15 protein-coding genes, 1 pseudogene and 1 riboswitch are annotated in these 20,444 nt (G+C 50.4%); of the genes and pseudogenes, 15 read left to right on the top strand and 1 reads right to left on the bottom strand.

The window, feature by feature from the left end; translation table 11 throughout:
- Nucleotides 1-8 precede the first annotated feature (8 nt).
- The 10 genes and pseudogenes from ACLIN2_RS27205 to ACLIN2_RS27160 all read left to right on the top strand — a co-directional run.
- Entirely contained in the window at nucleotides 9-1,193 is a 1,185-nt protein-coding gene (locus ACLIN2_RS27205; protein ID WP_411502669.1) for an aspartate aminotransferase family protein, read from the top strand.
- A gap of 147 nt (nucleotides 1,194-1,340) precedes the next feature.
- Complete coding sequence (locus ACLIN2_RS27200; protein WP_092275558.1) at nucleotides 1,341-2,447, top strand: carbamoyl phosphate synthase small subunit; 1,107 nt, start codon at nucleotides 1,341-1,343, stop codon at nucleotides 2,445-2,447.
- Nucleotides 2,440-5,682 (top strand): carbamoyl-phosphate synthase (glutamine-hydrolyzing) large subunit, encoded by a 3,243-nt coding sequence (carB, locus tag ACLIN2_RS27195; RefSeq protein ID WP_411502668.1) that lies wholly within the window; start codon nucleotides 2,440-2,442, stop codon nucleotides 5,680-5,682. The genes ACLIN2_RS27200 and carB overlap by 8 nt, the downstream gene beginning before the upstream one ends.
- Nucleotides 5,627-6,598 (top strand): ornithine carbamoyltransferase, encoded by a 972-nt coding sequence (argF, locus tag ACLIN2_RS27190; RefSeq protein ID WP_092275564.1) that lies wholly within the window; start codon nucleotides 5,627-5,629, stop codon nucleotides 6,596-6,598. Before carB ends, argF begins: the two co-directional genes overlap by 56 nt.
- Before the next feature lie 93 nt (nucleotides 6,599-6,691).
- A riboswitch (cyclic di-GMP riboswitch) is annotated at nucleotides 6,692-6,775 on the top strand.
- Nucleotides 6,776-7,029: 254 nt separating this feature from the next.
- Nucleotides 7,030-7,581 (top strand): DUF5317 domain-containing protein, encoded by a 552-nt coding sequence (locus ACLIN2_RS27185; protein WP_400588203.1) that lies wholly within the window; start codon nucleotides 7,030-7,032, stop codon nucleotides 7,579-7,581.
- Nucleotides 7,565-8,899 (top strand): HD-GYP domain-containing protein, encoded by a 1,335-nt coding sequence (locus ACLIN2_RS27180; RefSeq protein ID WP_400588204.1) that lies wholly within the window; start codon nucleotides 7,565-7,567, stop codon nucleotides 8,897-8,899. The genes ACLIN2_RS27185 and ACLIN2_RS27180 overlap by 17 nt, the downstream gene beginning before the upstream one ends.
- 118 nt (nucleotides 8,900-9,017) lie before the next feature.
- A complete protein-coding gene (locus tag ACLIN2_RS27175) occupies nucleotides 9,018-9,452 on the top strand; it encodes a DUF4760 domain-containing protein (protein ID WP_411502667.1) in 435 nt (144 codons plus the stop codon).
- A 255-nt stretch (nucleotides 9,453-9,707) separates the two neighbouring features.
- Entirely contained in the window at nucleotides 9,708-10,967 is a 1,260-nt protein-coding gene (locus ACLIN2_RS27170; protein WP_092275573.1) for an argininosuccinate synthase, read from the top strand.
- On the top strand, nucleotides 10,964-12,421 hold the full coding sequence (gene argH, locus ACLIN2_RS27165; protein WP_092275576.1) for an argininosuccinate lyase: 1,458 nt from the start codon (nucleotides 10,964-10,966) through the stop codon (nucleotides 12,419-12,421). The genes ACLIN2_RS27170 and argH overlap by 4 nt, the downstream gene beginning before the upstream one ends.
- Nucleotides 12,422-12,502: 81 nt before the next feature.
- Nucleotides 12,503-13,141 (top strand): annotated as a pseudogene (locus ACLIN2_RS27160) (YfcC family protein); the annotation flags it as partial.
- Nucleotides 13,142-13,247: 106 nt separating this feature from the next.
- On the opposite strand, the gene ACLIN2_RS27155 reads toward ACLIN2_RS27160, so the two are convergent.
- Nucleotides 13,248-14,405, bottom strand: a complete 1,158-nt coding sequence (locus tag ACLIN2_RS27155; RefSeq protein ID WP_092275580.1) for an iron-containing alcohol dehydrogenase — start codon at nucleotides 14,403-14,405, stop codon at nucleotides 13,248-13,250.
- 281 nt (nucleotides 14,406-14,686) lie between these two features.
- Between ACLIN2_RS27155 and ftsE the strand changes: the two genes are divergently transcribed.
- The 5 genes from ftsE (at nucleotide 14,687) to ACLIN2_RS27130 (ending at nucleotide 20,431) form a co-directional block, all read left to right on the top strand.
- Nucleotides 14,687-15,373 (top strand): cell division ATP-binding protein FtsE, encoded by a 687-nt coding sequence (ftsE, locus tag ACLIN2_RS27150; protein ID WP_092275583.1) that lies wholly within the window; start codon nucleotides 14,687-14,689, stop codon nucleotides 15,371-15,373.
- Nucleotides 15,363-16,259, top strand: coding sequence for a permease-like cell division protein FtsX (gene ftsX, locus ACLIN2_RS27145; RefSeq protein WP_310235702.1), 897 nt, complete (start codon nucleotides 15,363-15,365; stop codon nucleotides 16,257-16,259). The genes ftsE and ftsX overlap by 11 nt, the downstream gene beginning before the upstream one ends.
- A gap of 25 nt (nucleotides 16,260-16,284) precedes the next feature.
- Nucleotides 16,285-17,493: a murein hydrolase activator EnvC family protein gene (locus tag ACLIN2_RS27140; RefSeq protein ID WP_411502666.1), complete on the top strand. Its 1,209-nt coding sequence runs from the start codon at nucleotides 16,285-16,287 to the stop codon at nucleotides 17,491-17,493.
- Nucleotides 17,494-17,585: 92 nt separating this feature from the next.
- Complete coding sequence (locus ACLIN2_RS27135; protein ID WP_310235698.1) at nucleotides 17,586-19,058, top strand: S41 family peptidase; 1,473 nt, start codon at nucleotides 17,586-17,588, stop codon at nucleotides 19,056-19,058.
- A 104-nt stretch (nucleotides 19,059-19,162) separates the two neighbouring features.
- Nucleotides 19,163-20,431 (top strand): PDZ domain-containing protein, encoded by a 1,269-nt coding sequence (locus ACLIN2_RS27130; protein WP_411502665.1) that lies wholly within the window; start codon nucleotides 19,163-19,165, stop codon nucleotides 20,429-20,431.
- The last annotated feature ends 13 nt before the right edge of the window (nucleotides 20,432-20,444 follow it).

The raw sequence follows: 20,444 nt of genomic DNA, 5'->3' as shown, positions 1-20,444 counted from the left end.
GATTTTCTATGAGTACGGTTACAGCACCCATGCATCTTATGAATAACTATGCACGATGGCCGATTAGTCTGGTGAAAGGACAAGGCAATCAGGTCTGGGACGATCAAGGAAAGGAATATCTCGATTTTACTTCCGGTATCGCCGTAACTTCCTTGGGCCATGTTCCACCAAAGGTAACGGCCAAGCTGCATGAACAGCTCGATACGCTGTGGCATTGCTCCAATCTGGTTCATGTTCCCCAGCAAGGCGTTCTCGCAGAAAAGCTGAGCCGCCTGTCCGGTCTGGACCAAGCCTTTTTCTGCAACAGCGGTGCCGAGGCAAACGAAGGACTGATCAAGCTGGCTCGCCGCTACGCACAAAAAGTAAAAGGGACAGGACGCTACGAAATCATTACGTTTGAACAGTCCTTCCATGGGCGTACGCTGGCTACGCTCACAGCGACAGGGCAAGAGAAAGTAAAAGACGGCTTCGCTCCTCTCCCACAAGGTTTTGTCACTGTACCATACAACGATCTGGATGCAGTCAAGGCCGCTATCACAGATCAAACATGCGCGATCATGCTGGAGCTGGTTCAAGGAGAAGGAGGCGTGCATCCAGCAGAAGAAGCGTGGGTCAAAGCCCTTCGCGAGCTGTGCGATACGCATGGACTGCTCCTGTTGGTAGATGAGATTCAGACCGGTATTGGACGCACGGGCACGTGGTTTGCCTTCCAGCAGTATAATGTGAAGCCAGATGCCATTTCGCTGGCAAAAGGTCTTGGCAGTGGATTCCCGATCGGTGCAGTAGTAGCGACGAAAGAAGTGGCAGAAGCCTTTGCCCCAGGTACACATGGCACCACCTTTGGGGGCAACCCACTCGCGACGACAGCAGGAATCGCTACACTGGATACGATGGAAGAAGAAAACATATTGGAGAAAGTGGCGAAAATCAACAGCCTGATCATTCAGGAGCTGGAGCAGCTCAAAGCGCAGTATCCAGATAAAGTGGCAACCGTTCGCGGAAAAGGACTTCTTCTCGGTGTAGAGCTGTCGATTCCTGCAGCCAATGCCGTGAACTACGCCAGGGAGCAAAAGGGAGTGATTCTCCTGATGGCAGGCCCGAATGTAGTTCGTCTGCTGCCATCCTTTATTACGACCGAGGCAGAAATCAAGCAAGCGGTTGCTGCACTGAGCGAGGCTCTGGCGCAGTCCTAAAACAAATATTGTGTGCATTGGAAAAATGCAACGGGTGAGAAAGGACAAAAAACTCGTTGCATTTTTATAATTACAAATGTATATTAATACAAAGAGTTGCATAAATTTTCGTTAGATGTGCCCTTTGGAGAGGAGTGGCTTTCATAGATGAGCAGAGAGAAAAAAGAAATTGGTATCGGTTATCTCACGCTTGAGAGCGGGGAAGTATTCACAGGAACGTTGTACGGAGCGCCTATCACAGGTTTTGGCGAAGTGGTTTTTCATACAGGAATGACAGGATACCAGGAAGTGATGACTGATCCCTCCTTTGCAGGGCAGATCGTTACATTCACATACCCATTGATCGGAAATTACGGCATTAACGAAAGAGACTACGAAGCCGCACAGCCTGCCCTGACAGGAATGATCGTGAGTGAGCTTTGTCTGGAGCCGAGTCACTACGAATCGACCAAGACGCTGGCTGAAGCTGCAGAGGATTTCGGATTCCCGATCCTGGCTGGAATCGATACAAGGACGATCACCAAGCGCGTACGCCAAAACGGTCCGGTATTTGGCGTGATGTCCGACCATCCGCTAGCGGTGGAGGAAGTCGTCGCGATGCGTTACAAGCATGCGAAAAAGTCGCTGGTCGCAAACGTATCCAGCCAGCAGGTCGAGCGTCACCCCGGAGCTGGGGAGCACGTCGTACTGGTCGATCTTGGCATGAAGCAATCCATTTTGGATTCCCTGCTGGAGATGGGCTGCCGCGTGACTGTAGTGCCATTTGACACGAATTTTGCTCAGATTAAAGCGCTGCAGCCAGACGGCCTGATGTTCTCCAATGGCCCTGGCGACCCGGAGCATTTGCTCGCGTATTGCAGTGAGTGGCGCAAGGCCGTCGAGCAATACCCAACCTTGGGAATTTGCTTGGGGCATCAGGTCCTGGCGCTCATGTATGGCGGCAAGACCGAGAAGCTCGCTTACGGCCACCGTGGTAGCAACCATCCGGTGAAAGAGCTTATGACCGGAAAAGTCTATCTGACTTCCCAAAATCACGGATACGTGGTCAAAGAAGAAGCGCTGGATAAGCGATACCTGGCTGTTTCGTATCGCAACGTCAACGATGGCTCAGTCGAAGGACTTCGTCATCTCAGCCTGCCCGTTTTCACTGTGCAATTCCATCCGGAGGCTCATCCCGGACCTAGTGATACATCTCACATTTTCCACCAATTCTTGCAGTCGATGCGCGTAGTAGGAGCGAAGAATTATGCCTAAATTGTCCCACATCCATAAAGTGCTGGTTATTGGTTCTGGCCCGATCGTCATCGGTCAGGCAGCAGAATTTGACTATGCGGGCGCACAGGCCTGCCTCTCTCTGAAAGAAGCGGGCGTGCAAGTCGTCCTGGTGAATAATAATCCAGCTACGATCATGACAGATGAACAAGTAGCTGACAAAGTATATTTGGAGCCGCTCACGGTGGAATCCGTGACAGCGATCATCGCGAAGGAGCGTCCAGACGGCCTGCTGCCGACCCTGGGCGGTCAAACCGGTCTCAACCTGGCTGTTTCCTTGTCAGAAGCGGGTGTCCTCGAAAAGTACAGCGTAGAACTGCTGGGTACACCGCTGGCTGCCATTCAAAACGGGGAAGACCGTGAGCTGTTCAAACAACTGATGCAACAAATCGGCGAGCCGGTACCGGAAAGCGACACCGTTGAATCCGTGGATGCGGCTATTGCTTTTGCAAATTCCATCGGCTATCCCGTTATCGTGCGTCCTGCCTATACATTGGGCGGAGCAGGTGGAGGGATCGCGGAGGATGAAGCTACTCTGCGCAAAGTAGCGGCTGGCGGTATCGCGGCTAGCCCGATCGGCCAAGTGCTGATCGAGCGCAGCGTAAAAGGCTGGAAAGAAATCGAATACGAGGTCATGCGGGATGCCAATGACACCTGCATCATCGTTTGTAATATGGAAAACCTCGACCCAGTGGGGATTCATACAGGTGACAGTATCGTCGTAGCCCCCTCCCAGACGCTGACAGATCGCCAGTACCAAATGCTGCGCAGCGTTTCGACCAAGGTTATTCGTTCCTTGGGCGTTGTCGGTGGCTGTAACATTCAGTTCGCTCTGGATCCAAAATCGGATCGCTATGTACTGATCGAAGTAAATCCGCGGGTGAGCCGTTCCAGTGCGCTCGCATCCAAAGCGACGGGTTATCCGATCGCCCGTATCGCTGCAAAGCTGGCTTTGGGCTTTGGTCTGGATGAAGTGCTGAACCCGATTACGGGCTACACATATGCAAGCTTCGAGCCAGCGCTGGACTACATCGTCGTAAAAATCCCGCGCTTCCCGTTTGATAAATTCCCGCTGGCTGACCGCAAGCTGGGTACACAGATGAAGGCGACCGGGGAAGTCATGTCGATCGCACGCAATCTGGAGGCAGGGCTCTTAAAAGCAGTACGTTCCTTGGAGCAAGGCTGCACGCATCTGTCCCGTCCGGAGATGACGACCTGGTCAAAAGAAGAGCTGTCTCGTTCTCTGCAGGAAGCGACAGACATTCGCCTGTTCGTATTCGCGGAAGCCATTCGCAAGGGCTTCACCGAGCAAGAGCTTCACAGCTTGACCGGGGTTGATCCATTCTTCCTGCGCAGCCTTCGCAAAATCATCGATCTGGAAATCGAGCTGGCTTGCTGCGAGGGCACCGAGCTGCCTGAGCAATTGCTCTTGGAAGCGAAGCGCCGCGGATTTGCGGATGAGACGATCGCGTCTTTGGCCGGACGCACGTCGGTTGAAATCAAAGGGATGCGCGATCAGGCAGGCATTGCCCCGACCTACAAAATCGTAGATACATGCGCAGCCGAGTTCGATGCGCAAACGCCGTACTATTATTCCGACTGGCAAGGCGTAGATGAAGTGGCTACCTTGGAAGGCCGCAAAGTCATGGTGCTCGGCTCTGGTCCCATCCGGATCGGACAAGGAATTGAGTTTGACTACTGCTCCGTGCACGCAGCCAAATCATTGCAAAAGAACGGGATCGCTGCTGTTGTCGTAAACAACAACCCGGAAACAGTAAGTACGGACTATGAAACAGCGGACCACTTGTACTTTGAACCACTCCATGTGGAAGACGTCCTGCATATCGCAGAGCGCGAGCAGGTAGAAGGCGTGATGGTGCAGTTCGGTGGCCAAACAGCAATCAATCTCGCAGCCAAGCTGGAAAAAGCCGGTCTGAAAGTGATGGGAACGTCCCTGTCGGCTATCGAGCGTGCGGAAGACCGCGAGCTGTTCTATGAAATGCTGCGCAAGCTGGACATTCCGCACATCCCGGGGAAAGGCGTTTCCTCGCTGGAGGACGCAACCGCGATCGCAGAAGAAATCGGGTTCCCTGTCCTGATGCGCCCGTCTTACGTAATCGGCGGTCAAGGGATGGTTGTCGTTCACGACCTCACTGAGCTTGCGGCGACGATCAACGGCTGGTTGAATCATCCTGACAGCAAGACGTTCTTCCCGCTGCTGGTGGACAAATACGTTCCGGGCAGCGAAGCAGAAGTGGATGCCGTTTGCGACGGCGAAAGCGTCATTATCCCAGGAATCTTCCAGCATGTTGAAAAAGCCGGAATTCACTCCGGCGATAGCGTGGCTCTGTTCCCGGCTCCTGGCTTGTCAGATGAGATCAAGCAGAAGATCGCGAGCTATACCGAGGCAATCGCGAAAGAAATGGGAGCGGTTGGCTTGATCAACATCCAGTTTGTGATCGATGGAAGCACGGTTTACGTGCTGGAAGTGAATCCGCGTGCCTCCCGTACGGTTCCAATTACGAGCAAGGTAACAGGAATCCCGATGGTTCAACTGGCTGTTCAAGCACAACTGGGTGAGAAATTGGCGAATATGGGATACAGTACAGGACTCTTGCCGGATATTCCTTTCGCGGTCGTTAAAGCTCCCGTGTTCTCAACGGTAAAGCTGAACGGCGTAGACCCTGTCCTAGGTCCAGAAATGAAATCGACAGGCGAAGTGCTCGGCCTCGGGCGCTCCTTTGAGGAAGCGGCTGGCAAGGCATTCGCATTCAAAGATCATTTTTATGGTGACTGGAAAGCAGGCCATCTGGTGATTGCGTCCTTAAAAGACTCCGACAAGCAGGCAGATATCAGCAAAACGCTAGCACAGCTTCAATCAGAGGGGGGCGTGCTGGCAGCGACAGCCGGAACAGCAGCATGGCTGCAAGAGACCGGAGTAACAGTCAGTCATGTCATCGAAAATGAGGCAAAACTGAACGAACTGCTGCAAAAAGACAAAGCAGCCTTTGCCCTGATCACAGCGACGATCGGAAATCGTCATGGCCGTACCGGATTCGCCCTGCGTGGTCGTCTGGTGCAGCACGGTGTACCGCTGTTCTCAGCAGTCGAAACCTTTGATTTGTACGTGAAATCCATTCTTGAGAAAAGAGGTGGCTCGCATGCAGCCAGTGAAGATATTGGAACACTTTCCAAACTTGCCGCTCAGCAAGCATAAAGGAAAGGACCTGCTCAGAATCGACGAGTTTAACGGGGAAGAACTGATGGAGCTGCTGCATCTGGCCGCTCACATCAAGCAACTGCAAAAGCTGGGACAGCCGTTCCAGCCGCTGCAGGGCAAGACCTTGGGAATGATTTTTGACAAGGCTTCTACCCGTACCCGCGTATCCTTCGAAGTAGGGATGTATCAGCTGGGGGGCATGGGTATGTTCCTGAGCGGAAAAGAACTGCAGTTGGGACGCGGTGAGCCGATCAGCGATACAGCGAAAGTGCTATCCCGCTATGTAGATGCGATCATGATCCGCACGTTCTCCCACTCCTATGTAGAAGAGCTGGCAGAGCATGCATCCATCCCGATCATCAACGGGCTGACCGATCTGTACCACCCTTGCCAGGCCTTGGCTGACATGCTCACGATCTGGGAGCATAAAGGCAAGCTGAAGGGAATCAAGCTGGCGTATGTCGGCGATGGCAACAACGTAGCAAATTCACTGGTTCTGGCAGCGGTCCTCTTGGGAATGGACGTGCGCGTAGCGACCCCGGTCGGCTATGAAATGGACGCCGCAATCGTTCAAAAAGCGACAGAATATGCGAAACAAAGCGGCGGAAACATGACTGTGACGTATGACCCAGCGGAAGCGGTTGCAGGAGCGGATGCGGTGTATACCGACGTTTGGACCAGCATGGGCTTTGAAGCAGAGAATGAAGTCAGATTGAAAGCCTTCGCGAACTACCAAGTCAACGAACAGCTGGTTGCACAGGCAGATCCGAGCTATTTGTTCCTGCATTGCTTGCCTGCTCACCGCGGGGAAGAAGTGACTGCCGGCGTGATTGACGGAGCTCGCTCCTTCATTTTCGATCAGGCAGAAAATCGCCTCCATGCACAAAAAGCGATTCTTGCCGCGCTAGTGTGAGGAAAGGGCTAATTCAAAAGAACTATTTATAGATAAAATCTAGTAAACTATGAATATTTGATTGCCGAAATTTGTCACTTATGTGTAAAATATAGGTATGAAAGTCGCGAAGAAGTACGGACTGTATTTGGTCGCTTGGTCCGTATGGAGCCAGTAGCGAATCCGCCCTTTTCTCGTAAGAAAAGGAAAGATGCGCAGGGGCTGTAAATGGTCGCTTGGCCCCTGGGTTATGACCAGTAGCGAAGCCAGCTTTCTCCACTATTTTAAAGGGGGGGAAATATATATGAAAAAATGGGTCGCAGCAATCTTGATGGTGGTTGCTATCGTAGCAGCTACATCTGCTAACTACAACATCGGGTAATATTGGATGAAATAAAAACACCGCTTGTAAGAAAAGTGGTGTTTTTTCTTCAATACTGGAGGTTTGTGATATGCTGCTGGATGTTATTTGCTTGTCCTTTATTGTAGCGCTCATCAGAGGTGGTAGGATTAGAGAATTCCCTAAATTCAGACGACTATCATTCCTCGTTGTCAGCATTTGCTTGCAAATTTGCTCAGCCCTCTATCCTCCTGCAGGCGGGGTACTAATTTCGATTGCATACTTATTTATTTTGATGTTCCTTGTCTTCAACCGTCAATATGAGGATATACGCATTTTCATGATGGGATGGTTTTTAAATGCCCTTGCCATTTGGACCAATCATGGTAAAATGCCGATTGATTTAGAACAGGCGAAAAAGCTTCCCTATGATTTGACTCCTGTCATTAACGGTACCAACTTCAAACACAACATTTTGAGTGAGACTACCAATCTGCCTTTTTTAACGGATGTAATCTACATGCCATCTATAATCCCTCGAGTCATCAGTATTGGTGATATATTTATCATGTTAGGTGCTTTCCTACTAGTTCAACGATTTATGAATAAGCCAATCTCGCTATTACAACTCCGAGAAGGAAAAAGCTATGCGACTAAAAGTTGAGATCAGCTCGAAAATAAAAGGAATAGTAGTGCCAATTGGTTTTCCAATTGCAGCCATTCTTATTTTTGCTTCACTTGTCCCAGAATGGGAGCCTCGTGAGCACTGGGGGGTATTATTCGCCTATACCTTGCTCACGATTTTTTCCACGTTTGCTCCAATCAGGACGCTAAACACGATCCTTACTTTGAATAATGCCGTTATTTTTTCCGGGATCTTACTATTTGGGGCGTGGGTAGGCGTTTGGTCAGCTGTAGTTGAAACTCTAATTTTGGCTTTCCTTATTAAGTTTAACCCGGTAAAGGCTCTTGCGAATATTGGTCAATTAGTAATCACAATTTGGGCTGTAGACTATTTGAAAAATGTACTCGATTACTTTGCCTTTTCCCCGATGATCTCGGATTTGATCATGGCTGGAGCTTATTGGTTCATTAACATTGTCCTTTGCGCGTTGGGAATCTCGTATTTTTTCCAAACAAGCTGGTTCGCCACTGTCAAAAATATGGCGAAAGGGACAACCCTTACATATTTGCTATTGATGGTAATGGCAGGGATTGGATCTCGACTTGTGGAGAGTTACGGAATCTACACGGTTATTCCTATGACGGCTGCTTTTACGACCATGAGCTTTGTCTTCCATCAATACTACGACAGCCTCAACAAGCTCCATCAAAAAGTAGAGGAAGTTAAGTCGTTTAACCACCGTTTCCTGACGACGATGGCAGCTTCTATTGATGCGCGTGACCGCTATACAAGCGGACACTCCTTGAGAGTCGCCCATTGGGGTAGAGAAATCGCCAGGAAAATAGGGATGTCATCCGAAAAAGTCGAGGAAATATATGTAGGCGGCATTTTGCATGATATCGGGAAGATAGGTATTGAAGATGAAATTCTGAATAAAAAGGGCAGATTGACGCCTGAGGAATACGACAGAATCAAACAGCATACCGTCATCGGGTACGAGATCATTTTACAGGCGGGAATGTTCAAGGAGCTGCTTCCGGCGATTCGTTCTCACCATGAACGAATTGATGGTAAGGGCTATCCGGATGGGCTCGTCGGTGATGAAATTCCGTTGATGGCGAAAATATTGGCGATTTCTGATGCGTTTGACGCGATGGTTGCTGATCGACCATATCGAAAAGGCCTGCCTGTTGAGGAAGCGCTAAATGAAATCAGGCGTGGATCGGGCACTCAGTTTGATGAGATATTGGCAGTTCATTTCATCGAGATTGTAGAAAGACTGCCGCGGGAAGAATTGGAGAGCATTATCAGCCAAGAAACCCAAAGCCAAAAACAGTTACAGGAGGCGATCCATTAACGATGCCTTTTCTGTAGCTGTTTTTGTTTTTGGGAGGCTCATACGTTGTTCGCTTGCATCACGAATCAATAGCAGACATACTGGTAGGGAATGGAAATATCGTTGAGGTGATAGAGAAATGATTCCTACCTATCAAGATGCGGATATGATGGTAAAGCTTTACGAGCAGTATGAATCAGAGCGGCTCAGGAAAGCAAGAGCGTGGTTTATAGCTGTTCTAGGGCAGAAGGAAGAAATAGCACCCGAAGTATTTTGGGAGAAGTATCCACGAACAGGTGAAGAATTCTCGCAGTTTACGACGCTCTACGGTTTTTTTGAAATGGTTGGTGTTTTGCATAAAAACGGTCTTATACATCCTGATCTCTTGTTTGATATGTGGTATATCAATGGGTTTTACAGTCGGATGTATCCGGTCATCGCCTCGTGGAGAGCGGAGGGGGACATCCATATCGCAGAGAACTTCGAGCGCCTGGCGTTAGCTGAGCTGGAATGGATTCGCAAGCATAAAGGTGCAGAGTTTGTCCCGCAGGTATCGTATACAAAGCATGAATAATAGAGCATAAAACAGCCGGACAAGTGATCCTGTACGGGGAGGATTCTATTTTCCTATCCCGTACACAAGAAGCTATGGCAACACCAAAACCTTGGTGCAGCTTGGCTTTCTCACAGGTCCGGCTACTTTGTTTCTGTCTTCCTAAAATTGCACGGGGAAAAAGTAGAGGACAAATAAGAAAAGTGGTTGTATTTTTATTAGTTCGTTTGTATAATTACTCACATGAATAAATCTTCGGAACAGGGAGAGAGAACGATGGCAAAAGATAAAATTGTGTTGGCCTACTCGGGCGGCTTAGATACATCCGTAGCAATTAAGTGGCTTCAAGAAACATACAACTTCGATGTAATTGCGGTAGCACTGGATGTAGGGGAAGGGAAAGACCTGGATTTCGTACAGAAAAAAGCGCTGCAAGTCGGTGCGCTGAAATCCATCGTCGTAGATGCGAAGGAAGCATTTGCAGAAGAGTTCGTATTGCCTGCATTGAAAGCAAACGCGATGTACGAAGGAAAATATCCGCTGGTGTCTGCGCTGTCCCGTTACCTGATTTCGCGCGTACTGGTAGAGATCGCAGAAAAAGAAGGCGCTGTAGCTGTTGCTCACGGCTGCACAGGGAAAGGAAACGACCAAGTACGTTTTGACGTATCCTTCACAGCGTTGAACCCAGATATCAAAATCGTAGCTCCCGTGCGTGAGTGGGGCTGGACTCGCGACGAAGAAATCGAATATGCGAAAAAGAACAATATTCCAATCCCGATCGACCTGGATAATCCATACAGCATCGACCAAAACCTGTGGGGCAGAAGCTGCGAGTGCGGCGTACTGGAAGATCCATGGGCTGCTCCTCCAGAAGGTGCGTATGATCTGACAAAATCCATTGCAGATGCACCAGACGAAGCAGAGGAAATCGAAATCACTTTCGTACAAGGGAAGCCAACTGCACTGAACGGTGAAGAGCTGCCATTGTCCGAGCTGATTCTGAAGCTGAACAAAATCGCTGGCAACCACGGTGTGGGCCGTATCGACCACGTAGAAAACCGCTTGGTCGGTATCAAATCCCGTGAAGTATACGAAACACCTGCAGCAACTACATTGATCCTGGCTCACCGTGAGCTCGAGTTCCTGACTCAGCCTCGCGAGGTAGCATCGTTCAAACCAATCGTGGAGCAAAAGCTGGCACAGGTGATCTACGAGGGTCTCTGGTACTCGCCAATCCGCAATGCAGTTCAAGCGTTCATCGAAGAAACACAAAAACACGTAACAGGTATCGTACGTGTGAAACTGCACAAAGGTCATGCGATCGTAGTGGGCCGCAAATCCGCTTCCTCGCTGTACAGCCATGAGCTGGCTACCTACAATGCAGGTGACCAATTTGACCACAAAGCAGCGCTCGGCTTCATCAAGCTGTGGGGTCTGCCAACCAAGGTATACGCACAAGTAAACGAAGGTGTCTTGCATGAGAACATGAATACAGACATCAAGATCTTGGACGAAAAGGATGCGATCAAGCAATGAAACTCTGGGGAGGACGCTTCACGAAGCCGACGAATCAGCTCGTAGAAGAGTATACTGCTTCTATCTCTTTCGACCAGAAGATGTGGCGTCAGGACATCGTCGGTAGCCTAGCACATGTCGCTATGCTGGGGAAGTGCGGTATCCTGCCGATGGAGGAAGTACGACAAATCATTGCTGGTCTGAAAAAAGTAAAAGAAAAGATCGAGCATGGGCAAGCCCCGTTCCTCGTTGCTCATGAAGATGTTCATATGAATATCGAAAAGATGCTGATTGAGGAAATCGGTCCGGTGGGGGGGAAACTCCACACCGGCCGCAGCCGCAACGACCAGGTTGCACTCGATATGCACCTGTTCCTCCGGGAAAAGCTGATGGAGATTATCCAGCTGGCAATGTATCTGCAGGAAGCGATGATCGAGCAGGCGAACCAGCATCTGGACACCGTAATGCCAGGATACACTCATCTGCAGCGTGCGCAACCGGTTCTCTTCGGCTACCATCTGATGGCGTACGTATCCATGCTGCAACGTGATATCGAGCGGATGACAGAGACCTGGAAGCGGGTAAATGTGCTGCCACTCGGAGCAGGTGCATTGGCTGGGACTACATTCCCGATCGACCGCGCCTTTGTAGCAGAGCTGCTGCAATTTGACGGTATCTATCAAAATAGCATGGACGCAGTCAGCGATCGCGATTTCATCGTCGAGTTTTTGGCAGATGCTTCTCTCTTGATGGCGCATCTCTCTCGTTTGTGCGAAGAGCTCGTGATCTGGAGCAGCCAGGAGTTTTCCTTTGTCGAGCTGGATGATGCCTTCTGCACAGGCTCCAGCATCATGCCGCAAAAGAAAAACCCGGATGTTGCGGAGCTGGTACGCGGAAAAACAGGTCGCGTGTACGGCAATCTCGTTGGTCTGTTGACCGTTCTCAAAGGCTTGCCGATGGCGTACAACAAAGATATGCAGGAAGACAAGGAAGGCATGTTTGATACCGTTACTACAATCCACGGTGCACTTGCTCTCCTGACGCCTATGATTCAAACCATGCAGGTGAGAACCGAGCGTATGCGTCAGGCAGTGACCAATGACTTCTCGAACGCCACAGACTTGGCAGACTACCTCGTACGCAAGGATATGCCTTTCCGTCAAGCGCATGAAGTCGTAGGCAGAGCAGTTCTGTACTGCATTGAGCAGCAAAAGTATTTGCTGGATCTGTCTGTGGAAGAGTTCCAAAGCTTTTCCGAAGTGATCGGCGAAGACGTATACGAGGCGCTTGCGGTTGAGACGGTTGTCAATGCGCGCAATGTCTTGGGTGGTACGGCTCGCAATCAAGTGGAACAACAGATCGAATGGTATCGCAGCAAGCTGGTTGATACCCATGCATGGGTGGACACGAACAGCCAAAAGGTTATGATCGAGGCGTTGATTGACATCGGTGCACCGGTGCAGCGCGCTTTGTAAAAGAAAAAAGCGGATGGGCGATGAGCCTGTCCGCTTTTTCATTTGCCGAAAGGGGGCATCACTCCTTTCCCGTCCGATAGCGGTTCAGCTGCGGGAGATCTGGATAGCAACATTCTCTTTACCCTGCGCCACAAGCTGACACTGGCTTTCTCTGGGATTGTGTTAATTGCCTTTATTGCATGTACCATTTTGTTCAAATGGGACGTCAACGAAATGGCCGGAATCTTTATTGCGATTGGTGTAGGCTTGATCAACAAAATGAGCCTCGTTTATGGTGCGTTGATCGTGGGGATGGCCCGCTCGATCACGGTCATTTTGGAGGATGGAAAGTTCCTGGATACCATCGTGTATGGACTTGCTACCCTCTTGGAGTCGCTTTCACCGATGGCAGGAGCAGTAGGAATGTTCCTGGGAAGCGCTGCCTTGCACTTCCTGATCTCGTCAGGCTCAGGGGAAGCCGTCATGCTGATGCCGCTCCTCGCGCCGCTGTCCGACCTCATGAACATCACGCGTCAGGTTGCCGTAGAAGCGCTGATGCTGGGAGAAGGCGTGGTCAATTGTATCAATCCGACCTCAGGGGTGTTGATGAGCATTCTCGCCATCAGCGGAATCTCTTATGGCAAATGGCTGAGGTTTATGCTCCCGTTGACTGCGATATGGACGGTTTTGTCGATTGTTTTCGTCATGATCGGTGTTGCGATCAACTGGGGACCCTATTAAGAAACAACAAGAAAGCCGAACTCCTCATGGGGAGTCCGGCTTTTTTCGCGTGTATCGCTCCATCGTGAATGGGTCACGAAAGAGGTTTTCTGCATGCTGGGTTTCTTTAAAGCGACATGCGCAGGATTTCCGCCACATCTTCGCTGGTCAGCTTCTTGAAGCTTCCGATTGGGCCAAATGGCGTTGCTTTTTCCGCCATCACTTGCAGCTTGTCATCGCCGATTTGGTAGTCAGCGAGGCGAGTAGGAGCGCCGATACGTGCAAAGAAGGCTTCTACGGCAGCAATTCCTTCGAGAGCGACTTCCTCATCCGATTTGCCTGTTGGATCGACATTCCATACTTCAACGGCAAAGCGAGTGAAGCGGGCCACATTTTCACGATAAACGTAGCGCATCCAATTCGGGAAGATGATCGCCAGTCCGCCGCCATGCGGGATGTCGTAAATAGCACTGACGGCATGCTCGATAGAATGGGTCGCCCAATCCGTCTCAACACCAACAGGCAGGGTTCCGTTCAGGGCCATTGTTCCGCAATACAGGATGTTGGCACGCGCGTCGTAGTCCTCTGGGTTTTCCAGTACACGCTCTGCATTTTCAATCACGGTTTTCAGGATCGATTCGGCAAAGCGTGTCTGCAAAGGAATTTCCGGTGTATGACTAAAGTATTGTTCAAACACATGTGACATGATATCGCTGATTCCGTAAATCGTCTGATCGCGGGGAACCGTGAATGTATTTTCGGGATCGAGAATGGAGAACGTCGGGAAGGTGGTCGTGCCTCCGTGCTTTTCTTGCGTCTCCCAGTTGGTCACTACGCTGCCGCGGTTCATTTCAGAGCCGGTAGCTGCGAGAGTCAGCACCGTTCCCAGCGGCAAAGCTGCCTGTGGCTGTGCAACTCGCGAGTAGAAGTCCCAAACATCTCCCTCATAGGGAACACCCACTGCTACTGCTTTGGCTGCGTCAATGACGCTTCCGCCGCCTACTGCGAGAATCCAGTCAACGCCTTCTTGACGGCAAATCTCGATTCCTTTCTTTACCGTACTCAGTCGAGGATTTGGTTCTACACCAGGCAGTTCAAGCACGCGACAACCTGCATCCTGCAATAGGGAAACGGTTTTGTCATACAAACCGGAGCGCTTGATGCTACCGCCACCGTAAACAATCAGGACAGTGGACCCAAGCTGTTTGGCCTTTTCTTGCAAGAGGGAAAGCTGACCCTTCCCGAAAATAAGCTCTGTTGGATTGTGATAAACAAAGTTGTTCATCGTGCATGGCTCCTTTCTAAATCAAACTTCTTTTATTGTATCCCACGGATCGGAAAGCAGGCTAGGCTGCGATGTGCGAATTAAAACGGTTTCGACAAGAAATGAGAGATTTAGTGGATACCATACACGAAACAGGGTGGTATAATAGGTACGATGGAAATTTCCGCTGTTTTTGTCGATACGCAGGATAGAGCGGCAGTGGATGGCAGAAGGTTTGGGTTTTCGTCGAAATTTAAAAGATCAAGAGATAGATGGATCTGACATTGTAGGATGTGATGGGCATGATCGAGATGTTTGACGTATGGAAAACGTACCCCAACGGCACAAATGCGCTCAAGGGTGTAAACATTCGTATTGAAAAAGGTGAATTTGTGTATGTCGTGGGTCCCAGTGGTGCAGGGAAATCCACGTTTATCAAATTGATGTACCGCGAAGAAAAGCCTTCAAAAGGCCAGATTTTTCTGGGCGGCTTCAACGTAAGCCGGATCAAGGAAAGACAGATTCCGCTGGTACGCCGCAGCATTGGCGTCGTATTTCAAGATTTCAAACTGTTGCCGACACTCACGGTATTTGAAAATGTGGCATTTGCCATGGAAGTTATCGAAAGCAATCCGAAGCAGATCAAGCCTCGCGTGATGGATGTGCTGGGCTTGGTGAAGCTGAAGCACAAAGCGAAAATGCTTCCAAACGAGCTCTCCGGTGGGGAGCAGCAGCGCGTCGCCCTGGCACGTGCGCTGGTCAACAGCCCTGGGATTATCATTGCCGATGAGCCGACCGGTAACCTGGACCCTGAGACATCGTGGGAGATCATGAAGCTGTTTGAAGAAATCAACCAGCGCGGCACGACGGTCGTCATGGCAACGCATAACCGAGAAATTGTAAACACCATGAGAAAGCGCGTTATCGCGATTGAAGCGGGACAAATTGCCCGTGACGAGCAGAGAGGGGAATACGGTTATGAAGATTAGAACGCTGGGACGCCATGTCCGTGAAGGGGTAAAAAACCTCGGTCGGAACGGCTGGATGTCGTTCGCTTCAATCAGTGCCGTTACCATTACTCTTTTCATTCTGGGAGTTTTCCTCGTCCTAGCGATGAACGTCAACTACTTTGCTCAATCGGTGGAAAAACAAGTAGAAATCCGTGTATTCCTCGATGTTTTGGCAACGAAGGATAACGTCACACAGGTCGAGCAGAACATCAAGACGATCGACAAGGTGGAGTCGGTCACGTTTATCCCGAAAGATGAAGGATTGAAGCAATTTAAAGAAAGCCTCGGGGAAAAGGCTTATTTGTTTGAAGGACTGGAAAAGGACAATCCTTTGCCGGATACCTTTGTCGTAAAAACCAAGGATCCAAAGGACACATCCGTAGTTGCAGCGCAGATCAAAAAGCTGCAGTACGTGAAGAACCTCAATTATGGGGAAGGAACGGTTGAAAAGCTGTTCGCCTGGACGGGAGCGATCCGCAATGTCGGGATTGCCTTTATCATCGGGCTTGGGTTTACCGCGATGTTCCTGATCGCCAATACGATCAAGCTGACGATTGTCGCTCGTCGCCGCGAGATTGAGATCATGAAGCTGGTTGGGGCGACGAACTGGTTTATTCGCTGGCCTTTCTTTGTAGAAGGGCTCCTCATGGGAGTTCTGGGTGCTTTGATTCCTACGGCCATGCTGACGGTTGGCTACTACTATTTGCTGGATGCGATTCAGTCAAGCTTTGAGGCTGCCCAACTGTTCAAACTGTTGCCACTGTTCCCGCTGGTTTATGAAGTGGCACTTGCTCTGATTGCGATTGGCGCATTTATTGGCATCTGGGGCAGCTTGGTGTCGGTTCGCCGATTCTTGCGGGTTTAATTCAGGAGAATGTGGGAGGAGTATCATGAGGAAAAAGATTATATTGGCACTCTTGATAACCGGTCTGGTAGCCGGATCTGCAATCCCGACAAATGTGAGCTGGGCAGCAAGCAAGGCATCTTTGGATAAGATCAATCGGGAACTCAAAGAGATTCAAGCCAAGAAAAAGAGTCAGCAGCAACAGGTGAAGCAGGTAGAGGCGAAGATTAACGCCGTGCAAAAAGAGCAGAAAGACCTGCAAACCGAGCTGATGCAGATCGATTTGCGTCGAAACGAGACGCAGAAAAAGCTGGACAAGCTCGAGACGCAAATGGATGAAACAAAGGAAAAGGCAGCCGAGGCGCAGGACAAGCTCGATGAAGCAAAGGATCGCGTCGCCAAGCGGGAGACCCTTTTGAAAACACGTGTGAAGTCCATGTATGAACGCGGAAATGTGTCCTATCTCGACGTACTGCTGGGTTCTTCTGATTTCGGGGATTTTCTCACTCGAATGGAAGGCCTGCAAATGATCCTGGAGCAGGACACACGCATTCTGGAAGACAACATACGTGATAAACAGACGATCGAAACGAAAAAGCAAGAAATTGACCATCAGCTGACTGTGTACGTAGATATGTTTGATCAGGCGGAAAGCCTCAAAGCCGAATTGGACAAGCAGTACAAGCAGTACAAGCAAAGTCTCGTGGTCAAAGCGGAATTGAAGAAAAAAGAAGATGCGCTGGAAGAAGATCTGGAGCAATACGGACAGCAGCTGCTCGCTTTGACCAAGCAGGAATCGGCCAAATACGCAGAACGTGTCCGCGCAATGAGTACAAGCTCCAGTGGGTATAAGGGCGGAAAGCTCGGTCTGCCAGTCGCGGACGGCAGTTTCCGCTTCAGCTCCGGCTTCGGGATGCGTACCGACCCGTTTACAGGGCGCTCAGCTGGGCATAATGGTGTTGATATGGCAGCGCCAAAAGGTACCACGATTATGGCTGCAGCAGCAGGGGTAGTTATCTTTGCAGGCTATTCCAATGGCTTCGGAAATACGGTCATGATCAAGCACAACTCAGAAATTACCACTCTCTATGGGCACATTAGGGAGGGCGGAATTAAGGTTTCTGTGGGACAATCAGTAGAGAGAGGGCAAAAGATTGCTGAGGTCGGTTCTACTGGTCGTTCAACTGGTAACCACGTACACTTTACGGTCTATAAGAACGACGTTGCTGTCAATCCGATGCCGTATCTCAAGTAAGAGAAGATCCGGTCTCGCAAATATCGCTAGCGGAAATGGCATACACTAGCAGCATATCTTTTTGCCGGTAGCACAAAGGATGGTGACGCAAAGTGAAATGGAAGGGACGTACCGTATTTGCGCTTGTGCTCGTCTCGATGGTGGCCAGCAGCTTTTTGACCATGTCGATGATGAAAACATCGGCAAATGCCAACGCGAGTCAAAGTGGGTCGCTCACAGCATCAAGCAGCACCCTATTACCTAGCAGTACAGAGTATCCGCAGGAGTTTAGAAAGCTGTACGAAGCATACTCTGCGATCAAGAAGGACTACATCCAGAATGTCACCACGGACCAGCTGGTAGAGGGTGCGATCGGCGGCATGGTGGGCTCTCTGGAAGATCCGTACAGTGACTACATGGACCCACAGTCGGCGGAAGAGTTTACATCGACCCTGCATTCGACATTCCAAGGGATTGGGACAGAAGTGACGCTGCAAAACGGCAGAGTAACGGTGGTATCTCCGTTCAAGGACTCGCCAGCGGAGCGTGCCGGGCTGCGTCCCAACGACCAGATCATCAGTGTAAACGGTGAATCGTTGGAAGGGCTGGACTTGCATGAGGCCGTGACCAAAATTCGTGGACCTAAAGGGACGAAGGCTGTCCTGAAAGTCGTGCGTGCAGGCGTGGCAGAACCGTTGAACATTGTCTGCGTACGGGACGATATTCCGATCGAAACGGTCAACAGTCAAATCATTGACAAGAACGGCGTAAAAGTTGGTGTGATCGCCATCACCCAATTCTCTACAGATACTGCGAAGCATTTCAAAGAGCAATTGGCGAGCCTGGAGAAACAGGGCATCGGTGGTTTGGTCATCGACGTGCGTGGCAACCCGGGCGGTTATTTGCTTGCAGTGAAAGAAATCGGAGAAGTGCTCGTTCCGAAAAAGGGCTTGATCGTCCAAATCGAATACGGAGCACACGGCCAACAAAAAGAAGAGTATCGCTCGACGACCGACGCAGCGAAGCCATATCCGATCTCGCTTCTGATCAACGGCGGCAGCGCCAGCGCTTCTGAGATTTTGGCAGGTGCTCTGCGCGATAGCGGCAATTACAAGCTGGTCGGTGAGAAGAGCTTCGGGAAAGGTACTGTCCAAAGCACCATGGAAATGACGGACAAGAGCCAGCTGAAGCTCACGATCGCGAAGTGGCTGACACCGAAGGGCGATTGGATTCACAAAAAAGGAATCGAGCCTGACTTCAAGGTCACGCAGCCTGCTTACTTCAACGCCACTCAGCTTCCAGCAGACAAGGACCTGGCTCGCGACATGGCAGGAAATGATGTGAAAAACCTGCAGCTGATTCTCACAGGATTGAATTTGTCTCCGGGTCGGGATGATGGATACTTCGACGAGAAAACAGAGCAGGCGGTCAAGCAGTTCCAGACCGCGCACAAGCTGCCGACGACGGGAAAAGTGGATGCAGCAACTCGCACACAGCTGGAAGACAGCTTGCGTGAGACCATGCGCAAACCAGAAAACGATTTGCAGCTGCAAAAAGCGCTGGAGGTCGTCAGTCAGCCAAAATAATCCAACCCTTTGAGGCAGGGAATTCCCTGACATTCGTAGAAATGGTTAACCACGGTAAATCACATGCCGTGGTTTTTCTTTTTCCTCTTGAGGTGGTGAGACAATTGGCGATACAGGCAGACATGCTCTCCATTGTGTACGGATTGGCTGCCATTTTTCTCAATCCGATTCTTTATTTGTTCCTGATATTTATTTATCTGCACTATCGACGGCAGATGAATCTGGAAAGACAACTGTTCGCAGTACGTATTCAATCGCCTATGCTCCAGACGATTCGTTCGGTAGGGATGGGAATCACGGCGGGCTTGTTGATTTCCGTGCTTGCGGGCGCTCTTGGAGTCGTCGTGCAGGTTCAGGATTTGTGGTTGCTATGGGGATTGGCGATCGTGATGGCGCTGATCCGTTTACGTTTTCTCTGCTTCGCGTATGCGGCAGGCTTGCTTACGCTTTTAAACGGCATTGCGCAAATCATCCATGTTGGAAATACGGTACCGGTAATTGGCCCCTTGTGGGAGATGCTTGGACAGGCAAAACCGCTTCCTCTGCTGGCATTGGTCGCGATCATGCACTTGATGGAAGCCATGCTCGTTCGTTGGAATGGCGGTCGGGATGCTTCGCCACTCTTCGTAGAAGGGAAGCGTGGTCGAATTGTCGGCGCGTACCTGCTGCATTCCTTTTGGCTGACTCCGCTGGTCATGTTTGTTCAAATGGATAACGGATCGATAAGCGGATCGATCTTTCCAGGCTGGCCGCTATTTTGGCCGGAAGCGTCCACGTTTGGCTTGATGCTTTTGCCGACAGTGACTGGGTTTTCCGATATGACGCAATCCATGACGCCCAGACAGAAGTCTTCACAAATCGCAAAGCAGCTAGCTCTTTACTCCGTCATTTTACTAGGGCTCTCCGCACTTGCCATCTGGTTGCCTCCTTTGATGCTCTTGGCTGCCTTGTTTGCCATTGTTGGGCATGAGGCGTTGTTCTACATCAGTCAGGTGCAGGAGAGAAAGCGCACCCCGTACTTTATCCAATCCTCGCGAGGGATCAAGGTCATGGGAGTCATCCCTGATACTCCTGCAGAGGAGATTGGTATCGTACCTGGGGAGATTATCGTGAAAGTGAATGGGATCAACGTTCGCAATAAGGAAGATCTCTACCCGGCCCTGCAGGCGAATTCGGCCTTCTGCAAAATGGAGGTTCTGACGCATGATGGCGAGCTGAAATTTGTGCAGTGCGCCGTTTATGCTGGCAATCACCATCAGCTGGGCATCATCGTCGTGCCGGATGCCCGCACGAGTGTTTACGTAGATCTAAAGCGCGCAAGTGTTGTAGAGCTGATCAAGCAGCGGCTGGAAAAGCTGCATATAGGTGCATAGAGGAAAAAGCGGG

It is taken from the genome of Brevibacillus centrosporus (genome assembly GCF_046622605.1).
GTDB classification, from domain to species: domain Bacteria; phylum Bacillota; class Bacilli; order Brevibacillales; family Brevibacillaceae; genus Brevibacillus; species Brevibacillus centrosporus.
Note: the sequence above shows the minus strand (reverse complement) of the source record. Positions and strands in the feature narration are given on the sequence as shown.